This window comes from Streptomyces sp. UNOC14_S4, from assembly GCF_020740835.1.
In the GTDB taxonomy this organism is placed as follows: Bacteria; Actinomycetota; Actinomycetes; order Streptomycetales; family Streptomycetaceae; genus Streptomyces.
On record NZ_JAINFC010000233.1, the window covers coordinates 1 to 11,306 of the forward strand.

Here is an 11,306-nt window from a genome sequence, read left to right on the forward strand (position 1 = left end):
GGGGCTGACGGAATTCTGCACACCGCAGAGGATCGAACGGGGCACTGACACCGGGAACGGCGGCTCAGCGGCCCGCGCAGGCGAGACGATGGTCGGCGGCGTCACGGGCGAGGGGGAGGCCGTGGAAGCAGCGGACGAGGAAGTCGAACATGAGGTGCTCCTTGGGGTACGTGCTTTCTGTGCTCGCTTCCGAGCCTCGTCCCTGAGGAGGGGGCGGGGGTATGGGGAGAGTGCCTGATCCGGAGGCCTGAGGTGGGCCTTAGGCGGTTCCCTAGGAGGGGCCTCAGGAGCGGCCAGTGGTGACTCAGAGGCCTGTGGGGATGTCCTGGCCCGGGGCGTTTTCCGCGCCGTTCACGAGGTGCGGGGAAGTCGGTCGTGCCGGAGCGAAACCCCGCACGGCGGCACGCGTTGTGCCGGGCATGACCATACTGACCAACAGGCTCGACGTACGGCGTGCCGCCGTCACCGCGTCCGCTCTTGCCGCCTCGCTGTCCGCCGTGCTGTTCGCCGCCGTGCCGTCCGCGCAAGCGGACCCGCCCGGACCGGTCCCGGCCCGGGCGGCGATCGCAGGCCCGGCCGCGACCAAGGCGGCACAGCAGGCGTACTACCCGAACACCGACTGGATCGTGTGCGAGGTGAACAAGGAACGCGCGAACCACGGCATGGCCCCGCTGTTGATCTCGGACCCCGTGTCCACCGCGGCACGCGCCCACGCACGCGACATGGCCCGGACGGGGAAGCTCAGCTCGGTCGGGAGCGACGGACGGGACCTGCGGGCCCGGCTGAGCGACGCGAAGGTGTTCTCCTCCTACATCCGCGAGTACCTGTTCTCCGGCTACACCAGCGACAGCTACTTCGCGGACATGGCCACCGACCCGGACACCGACTTCTCCAAGGCGCTGATGAACCAGGACGTCGTGGCGGTCGGCCTGGGCTACGACAACCGGTACTGGGACGTGGTCCTCGTCGGCAAGCACCGGAAGCTGGTCACCCGCTCGCCGTCGTGCGCGCGGACCTGACCGTGACGCCCGGGAAGACCCCCGGGAAGACCCCCGTGGGCGGCCGCGGCCGCCCCGGCTGACCCGACACCGACCTGGAGCCCGCACGCCCGCTCTCCTCGGACAGGGGAGCGGGCGTGCGGGGCCCAGGCGCCCCGGCACGCTCCGCACCGGCCGCTACGGCGAGGCACCCGCCCGGCCGGAGGGACGCATTCCCGCAAGGAAGCGGGTCGTACGGGTCCGGCGCACCAGCAGCTCGTAGGCGGCCACGGTCAGCGCGAGCGAAGCCGTACTGATGGCCAGGTACTTGACGGGGACGGGCAGGTTCCAGCCGGTCACGCCGTAGGCGACCGTGACGACGATCGGCTGGTGCAGGACGTACAGCGGCAGCGCCGCCGTGGACAGATAGGCGAGGAGGCGTCCGCCCCGCTCGTCCGGTGTCCCGGACGGGTGCGTCAGGCTCAGCCCGCCGAGGATCGCGACCAGCCAGCACCAGCCCGCGGCCCCGTACGAGGCCCGCGCACCGACCGGAAGCGGGTCCGTGCCGGTGAAGAACGCGTCATGGGCCAGGAACGCGGGCAGCATCGCCAGACTCAGGAGCGTCCCCAGCCCGATCGCCGTACGCGCGCTGCGCCGCATCGCCGCATGGAACCGCTCGTCACCGGCGAACACGAATCCGCAGAGGAAGAACACCAGGTACGCCCACCGGTTCCACGCGGCGTAACCCCGCTCCAGGCCCAGCAGCGCGTCGATCGCGGCCAGTGGCAACGCGGGGAGCAGTATCGCCCCCGGGCGTCCGGCCACCGCGGCCATCCGGTCGAGTATCCGCCGCAGGCGGGCGCGGGAAATCCGGCGGACCGCCGCGGCCAGGGGGAGCGAGAACGTCAGGAGGAGTACCACGAACCACAGATGGCCGACCTCGAAGTCCTTTCCGTGGAGGACGAAGGGAAAATCGGCCCAGTCCATGTGAATCGCATAGAAGTGCGTCAGGAATGTCGGATACGCGTCGTGGTATCCGGGGCCAGCCGACCGGTGGCGCAGCCACTGCGGGAGCGGATCGATCGTGAGCGTGGCGACGACCAGCGGCACGCCCAGCCGCACCAGCCGTTCCCTGACGAACCCGGCCGGGCCGCGCCGCCGCAGCGAATGCCACGCGCCGACACCCGCGATCAGGAAGAGCATCGGCATCGCGGTGGGCACACACAGGGCGACGGCGACCAGGGCCACGCCGGTGGTGGTGTCGTTCTTGACGTAGAAGGTGTCGTGCGGGGCGAAGACCAGCGCCGAATGGAAGAAGACCAGACCGACCACCACGACACTGCGGATCAGGTCGAGTTCCGGCAGACGCGACGCCCCTGGTGCCCCGGACGAACGTAATTCCTCCGGCATCGTCCCCCCTGTGCGCTGCCGGCGCGGCCACGCGGGCCGCGCACGCTCTTACACGTTTTTGTCACCGCTCTGCCGGGCCTGTGAAGAGCACCGGGCAAAGTCGTCCGCGCACCGAAGGAAATCCGCACACCGAAGCCCGGGCCTCAGGTCCGGCCACCGCCGGGGAAAATGACGCCATGACAGATATATCCACTGGCGGGCACGTGGTCCTGGTCGTCGAGGACGACCCGGGCGTGCGCAGCACCCTGGAGCAGCTGCTGCGCTTCGAGGGCTACCGGGTACTGACGGCGGCCGACGGCCGGCAGGCCCTCGAAATCCTCGAACAGCGGCGCCCGGACGTGGCGGTCGTGGACGTGGTCATGCCCCGGCTGGACGGGCTGTCCCTGTGCCGGATGCTGCGCAGGCGGGGCGACAGGCTGCCCGTCCTGGTACTCACCGCCCGCCACCAGGTCGGCGACCGCGTCGCCGGTCTGGACGCCGGGGCCGACGACTACCTCGTCAAGCCCTTCGCCACCGAGGAACTGCTCGCCCGCCTGCGCGCCCTGCTGCGCCGCGCCGCGGAGCCCGACGACACCGGCGTCCTGGCCGCCGCGGACCTGAGCCTCGACCCCGGGGCGCGCACGGCCCACCGCGGCCCGCACCCGCTGGACCTGACCAAGACCGAATTCGACCTGCTGGAACTCCTCCTGCGCAACCAAGGGGTGGTGCTCACCCGCGCGCAGATCTACGAGCGCATCTGGGGATACGACGTCGCCACCGGCTCCCGCTCCCTGGACGTCTACATCGGCTACCTGCGCCGCAAGACCGAGGAGACCGGCGCCCCGCGGCTGATCCACACCGTCCGCAACGTCGGCTTCACCGTCCGGCCCGCCTGATGCTGCGCGCCAGGATCACCCTCGTCGCCGTCGCGGCCGCTGTGCTGGCCATCGTCATCAGCGTCTTCACCTCATACCGCAACGTCAGCGGCCTCGTCGCCGACCAGCTCGACCGCGCCCTCGACGACCGCGCCGACACCGCCGTCACCCTGCTCGCGACCTCCCACCACCAGCCGCCGACACGGCCGGACATGGCCGAGCAGCTCCTCCTCGCCGACGGCACCGTCCGGCCGCTGACCCCCGGCCGGGAGCCACTGCCCGTGTCGGACGCCGCCCGGCAGGTGGCACGGACCGGCCGGGGAACCAGCCGCGAGGACGTCACCGTCGACGGCACGCAGTACGGCGTCCTCACCAAGCCGCTCCCCGGCGGCGGCGCGGTGATGGTCGGCCAGGACTACCGCGACGCCGAACGGGTCGACCACGAGTTCCTCCGGCGGATCACCTGGATCACCGCGGCCTCCGTCGCCCTCTCGGCGCTGCTGAGCTGGCTCGTCCTCGGCCGGGTCCTGCGCCCGGTCCGGCGCCTGGTCCGCACCACCGAGCACATCACCTCGACACAGGACCTCTCCGTCCCGCTGCCGTCGGCCGGCCGTGACGAGGTCGGCCGGCTGACCCGCAGCTTCGACGCCATGCTGGCCGCGCTGCGCCGCTCCCGTGAACAGCAGCAGCGGCTGGTGCAGAACGCCGGCCACGAGCTGCGCACCCCGCTCACCTCGGTACGCGGCAGCGCCGAACTCCTGCAGCGAGCACGCGGCAGGCTCGACCCCCGCGACGAGGAAAAGGTCCTCGCCACCCTGGTGACCGAAGCCGCCGCGCTCGACGGCCTGGTCCGGGAAATCGTCGAGCTCGCCACCGACCGTCACGCCGAGGAAGCCCCGGCCGATGTCGACCTGCCCGCCGTGGCCGAGGAGTGCGCGGTGCGTTTCCAGCAGCGCACCGGACGCACGGTCACGGTGACCGCCGGAGACACCGCCCCGGTCCGGGCCAGGCCCCGCGCCCTGCAACGCTGCGTCGACAATCTCCTCGGCAACGCCGCCAAGTTCAGCTCCGACGACACCCCGATCGAGATCCGTGTCGAAGGCGGCCGTCTGTCCGTCCACGACCACGGCCCCGGTATCGAACCGGACGAACAGCACGCGGTGTTCGACCGCTTCTACCGCGGCCCCCGCACCCAGGGCACCCCCGGCTCCGGCCTCGGCCTGGCCATCGTCCACGACATCGTCACGGCCGAGAACGGCACGGTGTTCGCGGGAAAAACGCCCGACGGAGGCGCGGAGGTCGGCTTCCGGCTGCCGGTGCGCACGACGCCTGCGCCCGCCGTGCGACGGCGGAGGTCGTGACAAGCCCCTGCCGACAAGAGCCGACAAGAGCTGACAAGAGCCGACGGGAGCCGAAGAGGAGGCGACAGGAAATGCCGCGCGCCGACGATCAGCGCTCGGACATACTTCCGAACATGTCCGTATACCCGTACCCCGAGCTCCTGGCCGACCTGCACGCCTCGCCCCGCCCCCTGCTCCTGGCGAAGCTCGGGAGGCTCGCGAGCGAGAGTGCCGCGGACGGCCGGCTCGACGGCGTGCTGGCACGGCTGTGGTCCGGATCCGGCGAGGACCGGATCCTCGGCATCGAGCTGGCGGACATCGCGCGGCGTCCCGCGCTGCTCGAACAGGCCCTCGCCGAAGGCGACACCGCACTGCGGCTCCGGGTCCTGCGCGGCCGGAGCCTTCCGTCCCTCGACGGGGAGTCGGTGGTCCGGGCCGTCACCGACACGCCCTTCGACGACCGCAGGCGCCTGTACGCACACCTGCGGCGCAACCGCTGGTACGCCCTGGGCGAGCTGCTGCACGCGCCCGTCCTGGCCGCGTTCGGTGAGGAGGAGGCAGGGCTGCTGCCCCTGCCTCCCGCCGGGCCGGGCGTGCCGGAGCCGCTGGCCGACGCGCTGGAGGAGGAGGAACGGCTCCTGCGGCTTCGCCCCCGTACCTTCTTCGCCCTGGCGAAGGCCGACCCGACCCGGGCCCTCCGCCTCCTCGCCGAGGCTCCGCACGGCCCGTACTTCACGTACGACGTGAGCCACCGCAACCGGCACGTGCTGTGGGAGGCGGACCCGGACGCCCTGCTGACGCTGGGGCGGGCGCTGCGCGGTGCGGGCCCCGGGGACATCGAGTCGTTCGCGCGGCTGCTGGGCTTCGTACGGTGGGAGGACCGCCCCGCGCTGTTCGACGCCGCCTGGGGGCATCCGCCCTACGACCACATCTGGCCTTCGCAGGCGTGGGCGACCGTACTGGAGCTGTTGCCGCACGAGCGGCGCGCGCGTGAGGCGGCCCGGCTGCGGGCGCTGGCGGAGGCCGAGGGGGACGAGGCGCTCCGGCGGCTGTACACACGCCACCTGCCGCTCGCCGAGGCCCGTGCCGAACTCGTCGCGCTGACGCGTGGCTCCGCACCGGACCGGCAGGACGGCTGCCGGCTGCTGGTCGCATGCGCGGCCGACGACCGGGACGAGCACGCGCTGGACACCCTGCTGCCCTGGCTCGCCGAAACCCTGCACGAGGAGGAGGACGAGGTCCGGGCCGCGGCGCTGGACGCGCTCGCCCGGGTACGGCCCCGGCACTTCCACGCGGGCGCGGTGCCCGCGCTGGACCGGCTCGTCCGGACGGCGCTCGACGCACCGGACCTCTCCCGCGACACCCTCGGCGCCCTGTCCTCACTCGCCGGAACCCTGCTGGCGCACCGCGTACCGGCCCTCGCGGACCGCGCCGTACGCACGCTGGGCGCGCTGTGGGCACACCCCGATCAGGAGGGCCACTGCCTGTGGCGGTTCGAGCCGAACCGGGTCCACGCCGCGTATCCGGCCCTGGAACCCGCCCTCGTGGCAGCCGCGCGGCTCGGGCACTTCCGGCCTGCGGCTGAGGTCGCGGCCCTACTGAAGCGGCACGGCGCGCGCCGGCCCGCGCTGGTGGCGCTGCTCCGCACGGCCGTGCGGCAGAACGAGGACATCGCCGACCACGCGAGGACGCTGCTCGCCCGCATGCGTACGGGGCCGGTGCCCGGCGAAGGCACGGTCACGGCCGAGCGGCCGTCGCGGCCGTCGGTTCGCGCCACGGCGGATTACGGCCGGCGCACAGCGGACCAACGAGAACGGCTGGCGGAGCGCCTGGCCGCGGAAGCCGCCGAGCAGCGCGGCCGATGGGCGACGAACCGCGCTGTCGCCGAACTCCACGCGCTGCTGCGCACCGACCGCGCGCTCACCGGACACTACGCGCACTCGCCCCACGCGCCCGTCGTACGCGCGGCCGTCATGGCGCTTCCCCACGCGGAGGACGACCCGGAGGCCGTCCTGCGGCGGCTGGTGCTCGAGCACTTCGGCGCGGCGGACGCAGAGCCCGGTGCGTACAGCCCCTGGGGAGGCGAAGCGGTCGAAGCGATCCGGCGCTGTCTGCGGAGGATCCGGCCGAGCCGCCTGACGACGCTGCTGCCCTCGCTCCTGCGCGGCCTGCTCGCCCCCGCCGCCGACGTCCCCCCGCCGACGGACCGGGACTGGAAGCTCGACGCGCTGGCCGAGTGGCTCGGCCCCGCGGGCGCCACGGTGTTCGCCGACGTCTGGCGCACGGAGGGGCACCGCCCGGAGACGCTGCGGCCGTGTCTGCGCCTGTCGCGCTTCTGGCTGGACGATCCCCGCGTCCGGGAGCCGGCAGCCCGCGCTGTCCGGGACCACGGCCACAGCGCCGTGCACGAGCTCACCTCGTACGCGAGCGACGTCCCGCGGAACAACCGGCACGCTTACGCCGCCCTGCTCCTCATGGCCGCCTCCTCCGACGACCCCACGACCCGCCGGTGCGCCCTGCGCAAGATGACCGGCTTCCGCACGGACCACCCGGATGTGGCGGCGGCACTGGCGGCCGCGGCACCGCCGCCACACCACATGTGACCGCAATCACGCGGCCCTCATGTCACAGTCGCCGCGCGGGCGATGTCGTCAGGGTGCGGGCCCGATGAGCGAGGTCCGGCCGACACCACGCGGACATCGTGGGCATCGCGGAAGCGAAGGAAGCATCATCATGAAGGCCGTCATCGTGTGCGCCTCTGTCTCGCACGGCAATACGAAGCGGGTCGCCGACGTCATGGGCCAGGTCCTGGGGGCCGCCGTCGTCGACCCCGAGCACGTCGACATGGCGGAGCTCGCCGCCTGCGACCTCGTGGGATTCGGATCGGGGATCTTCTCGGGGCGGTTCCACCCACGGCTGCGCGAGTTCGTCGGGTCGCTGCCGGCGGGGGAGCGGGGCAGGGCGTTCGTGTTCGCCACCAGCGGGCTGCCCGAGGTGCCGTTCCGTCCCTTCACCCGCCCCCTGGTGCGGCTGCTCCAGCGGAAGGGCTTCGCGGTGTCCGACACCTTCTCGTGCCGCGCGCTCGACACCTGGCTTCCGTTCAGGCTCGTCGGCGGTATCAACAAGGGGCGTCCCGACGTCACCGACCTGGCGGCGGCGCGCACGTTCGCCGAAGGGCTGCGGGCCCGGATCGACGCGGCTTCCTGAAGGTTCCGGCAAGGGGTCGCGTCGCCCTCGCGACCCGGCCGTCACAGTCGCTACAGCATCCGTTCACCTCCCATCGGCAACATCAACAGCAGTGCCGAGAAGGTAAGTTGAATTCAGCCAAGGATCTTGTGGTGGCGCTTGCCCGGAGCAGATGCCGCCCGCGCGGGATCGTATACGACCTCGCGTCGATCATGCTGTGCGCAGCGCCTTTACGGATCTTTGCCCTGTGCGGCCGTTGCCCGGACCAGGGGAATTCAACATTCCGTGCAGTGAGGCACTTCACACTCCAGGAGGGGGCCCGCCTGAATCAACACCCGAGCTGTGGAAGGGGAGTCCGCCGGGCGATCGGGCCGAAAAACGCTGCTTGCGGGCCAGTTGGACCGTGATCCAGAGTTCAACCTACTTCCGCTCGCGGGTCTAGTCGATGTCTGGACGTGATGGAACGGTATGTCCGAGTCGAATGCTGTCGCGCACGCAGTCGGACCCGATCGTGACCGTGCGGTCGCGATCGTCGGTATCGCCTGTCGCGTCCCGGGCGCGGCCGGTCCGGACCGGTTCTGGGAACTCCTCCGCGACGGTGCCGACGCCGTCACCGAGCTTCCCGACTCCCGCCGGGACGCGACGCCGCGGGACCGCTCCGACGACGGCGCGGCCCCGCGGAGCCGGCCGCGCCGCGGTGGCTTCCTCGCCGACGTCGACCGCTTCGACGCGGCCTTCTTCGGCGTCGCCCCGCGCGAGGCCACGCTCATGGACCCCCAGCAGCGGCTCATGCTCGAACTGTGCTGGGAGGCCCTCGAACACGCGGGCATCCCGCCGCACCGGCTGAAGGGCGGCCCCGTCGGCGTCTTCGCGGGGGCGATCTGGGACGACTACGCGACCCTGCTGCGCCGCGCGGGCATCGCGTCCGGCTCGCGGCAGGTGACCGGCCTGCACCGCAGCATGATCGCCAACCGGGTCTCGTACACACTCGGCCTGCGCGGCCCGAGCATGACGATCGACGCCGCCCAGGCGTCCTCCCTCGTCGCCGTCCACACGGCCTGCGAAAGCCTGCGCCGCGGCGAGTCCGGACTCGCGCTCGCCGGTGGCGTCAACCTCGACCTCGTCCCCGACGAGGCCGGTGACGCGACCAAGCTGGGCGGCCTCTCCCCGGACGGGCGGTGCTTCACCTTCGACGCCCGCGCCAACGGCTACGTGCGCGGCGAGGGCGGCGCGGTCGTGGTGCTCAAACCGCTGTCCCGCGCCCTCGCCGACGGCGACACCGTGTACGGCGTCGTGGCGGGCAGTGCCGTGAACCACGACGGCGGCGGCGAGGCGCTGACCTCGCCCGAGGCCGAGGCCCAGGAACAGGTGATCCGCGCGGCGCACCGGCGGGCCGGATTCTCCGCGCAGGCCGTGCAGTACGTCGAACTGCACGGCACGGGGACACCGGTCGGGGACCCGGTCGAGGCGGCCGCGCTCGGTGCCGCGCTCGGCGTGGACCGCCCGGCCGGCACGCCCCTGCGGGTCGGTTCGGTGAAGACCAACATCGGCCACCTGGAGGGCGCGGCGGGGATCGTCGGTCTGGTCAAGACCGTGCTCGGCATCCACCACCGGCAGCTCCCGCGCAGCCTCAACTTCGAGAACGCGAACCCGCGCATCCCCCTGGACGCGCTGGGCCTGCGCGTCCAGACCGCGACGACCGGCTGGCCGCTCCCCGACCAGCCGCTGATCGCCGGGGTGAGCTCGTTCGGCATGGGCGGCACCAACTGTCACGTGGTGCTGACGGAGTGGCCGACCGGCCGGGCCGGTGCGGGGGAGGCGGGTGCCGTACCCGATGAGCCTGATGAGACGGGCACGGCATCCGACGCCGCGGACGCGACCTCCGGGGCTGCGGACGCGACCTCCGATGCCTCGCCCGTACCGGTCCTCGTCCCGCTGTCCGGCGCCACGCCGGACGCGGTCCGCGCCCAGGCGGTCCGGCTCGGCGAGCACCTGCGGGAGCACCCCGAGACCGTACCGGCGCACGTCGGCTGGTCCGCGGCGACCACTCGTACGCACCTGGCCTCCCGGGCCGTCGTCCTCGCCCAGGACGGGCCGGAACTCCTCGCGGGCCTGGACGCGTTGGGCGCGTCCGACGCCGCCCCCGGCGTGGTGACCGGCGAGACGCTGGCCGGTCGCACCGCGTTCCTGTTCACCGGGCAGGGCAGCCAGCGTCCCGGCATGGGGCGTGAACTCCACGGCCGGTTCCCGGTGTTCGCGGCCGCTTTCGACGCCGTCTGCGGGCACCTCGACGCGCATCTCACGCGGCCGCTGAGCGAGGTGCTGTTCGCCCCCGAGGGCAGTCCCGAGGCGGAACTGGTCCACCGCACCGAGTTCACCCAACCGGCCCTGTTCGCGGTCGGAGTGGCGCTCCACCGGCTGCTGGAGCACTGGGGCGTCACCCCGGACCTGCTGCTCGGCCACTCGATCGGCGAACTGACCGCCGCGCACGTGGCGGGCGTCCTGTCGCTGCCCGACGCCTGCGCGCTGGTGGCCGCCCGGGGACGGCTGATGCAGGAGCTGCCCGCCGGGGGCGCGATGGTGGCGGTCCGCGCGAGCGAGGAGGAGGTCACCGCGGCTCTCGCCCCCGTCCGGGACCGCGTCGCGATCGCGGCCGTCAACGGGCCGACGTCCATCGTGGTCTCGGGCGACGAGGAGACCGTGCTCGGCCTCACGGAGGCGTGGCGTGAGCAAGGCCGGAAGGTCCGGCGGCTGCGCGTCGGCCACGCCTTCCACTCGCCGCGCATGGACGCGATGCTCGACGCGTTCGCCGACGTCGCGCGGGGGCTGACCTTCCGGCCGCCGACGACGCCCGTCGTGTCGAACCTGACCGGCGAACCGGTGACCGGCGACGAGATGTGCTCGCCGGACTACTGGGTCCGCCACGCCCGCGAGGCCGTGCGCTTCGGCGACGGCGTCCGACGGCTGCGCGAGGCCGGTGCGACCGTCCTTGTCGAGCTCGGTCCGGACGGCAGCCTGTCCGCCCTCGCCCGCGAGTGCCTGCCGTCCGCCGACCGCCACGCCGTCGCGACGGTCGCCACCCTGCGGACCGGCCTCCCCGAGGGACACGCCCTCGCCACGGCCGCCGCCCGCCTGCACACGCTGGGCGCGGAACTCGACTGGCCCGCCCTGTTCGCGGGCCGCGCGGTGCGCCGGGTCGGCCTGCCCACGTACGCCTTCCAGCGCGCCCGGCACTGGCTGCACTCCACCGCGCCCGCCGGCCTCACGCCTTTGCCCGGCGACGCCGCGGCCCCCGCGCCCGCGCCCAGTTCGTCCGCATCCTCCACCTCCACCTCCGCCCTCGCCCGCCGGATCACCGGCCTGCCCGAAGCCGGACAGGAACGCGCCGTCCTGGACCTGGTCCGCTCGCACGCGGCCGCCGTGCTCGGGCACGCCACGAAGGACGTCATCCAGCCGGAACTCGCCTACCGTGAGTCGGGCCTCGACTCGCTCGCCGCGGCCGAACTCGTGCAGCGGCTCGGCACCGCGACGGGCCTGTC

General features: G+C 73.1%; 7 protein-coding genes. 6 read left to right on the top strand and 1 reads right to left on the bottom strand.

Annotation, left to right across the window (positions count from 1 at the left end):
- Positions 1-419 precede the first annotated feature (419 nt).
- On the top strand, positions 420-1,019 hold the full coding sequence (locus K6I34_RS20875; protein ID WP_229327838.1) for a CAP domain-containing protein: 600 nt from the start codon (positions 420-422) through the stop codon (positions 1,017-1,019).
- A 156-nt stretch (positions 1,020-1,175) separates the two neighbouring features.
- On the opposite strand, the gene K6I34_RS20880 is transcribed toward K6I34_RS20875, so the two are convergent.
- Positions 1,176-2,387, bottom strand: a complete 1,212-nt coding sequence (locus K6I34_RS20880) for an acyltransferase (protein WP_229327839.1) — start codon at positions 2,385-2,387, stop codon at positions 1,176-1,178.
- 176 nt (positions 2,388-2,563) lie between these two features.
- Here K6I34_RS20880 and K6I34_RS20885 point away from each other — a divergent pair, with 176 nt between their 5' ends.
- From K6I34_RS20885 to K6I34_RS20905, 5 genes are all read left to right on the top strand, one after another.
- Positions 2,564-3,262, top strand: a complete 699-nt coding sequence (locus K6I34_RS20885; RefSeq protein ID WP_229327840.1) for a response regulator transcription factor — start codon at positions 2,564-2,566, stop codon at positions 3,260-3,262.
- Positions 3,262-4,602, top strand: a complete 1,341-nt coding sequence (locus tag K6I34_RS20890) for a HAMP domain-containing sensor histidine kinase (protein WP_229327841.1) — start codon at positions 3,262-3,264, stop codon at positions 4,600-4,602. The genes K6I34_RS20885 and K6I34_RS20890 overlap by 1 nt, the downstream gene beginning before the upstream one ends.
- Positions 4,603-4,715: 113 nt before the next feature.
- Complete coding sequence (locus K6I34_RS20895) at positions 4,716-7,184, top strand: hypothetical protein (protein WP_229327842.1); 2,469 nt, start codon at positions 4,716-4,718, stop codon at positions 7,182-7,184.
- Between the two features lie 130 nt (positions 7,185-7,314).
- Positions 7,315-7,788, top strand: coding sequence for a flavodoxin family protein (locus K6I34_RS20900; RefSeq protein WP_229327843.1), 474 nt, complete (start codon positions 7,315-7,317; stop codon positions 7,786-7,788).
- A gap of 447 nt (positions 7,789-8,235) precedes the next feature.
- Positions 8,236-11,306, top strand: a 3,071-nt coding sequence (locus K6I34_RS20905) for a type I polyketide synthase (RefSeq protein ID WP_229327844.1), incomplete at its 3' end; no start/stop codon positions are given.

Coding starts and splice junctions, on each gene's coding strand:
- K6I34_RS20900 (WP_229327843.1), top strand. CDS start 7,315: ATGAAGGCCGTCATCGTGTGCGCCTCTGTCTCGCACGGCAATACGAAG.
- K6I34_RS20880 (WP_229327839.1), bottom strand. CDS start 2,387: ATGCCGGAGGAATTACGTTCGTCCGGGGCACCAGGGGCGTCGCGTCTG.
- K6I34_RS20895 (WP_229327842.1), top strand. CDS start 4,716: ATGTCCGTATACCCGTACCCCGAGCTCCTGGCCGACCTGCACGCCTCG.
- K6I34_RS20885 (WP_229327840.1), top strand. CDS start 2,564: ATGACAGATATATCCACTGGCGGGCACGTGGTCCTGGTCGTCGAGGAC.
- K6I34_RS20890 (WP_229327841.1), top strand. CDS start 3,262: ATGCTGCGCGCCAGGATCACCCTCGTCGCCGTCGCGGCCGCTGTGCTG.
- K6I34_RS20875 (WP_229327838.1), top strand. CDS start 420: ATGACCATACTGACCAACAGGCTCGACGTACGGCGTGCCGCCGTCACC.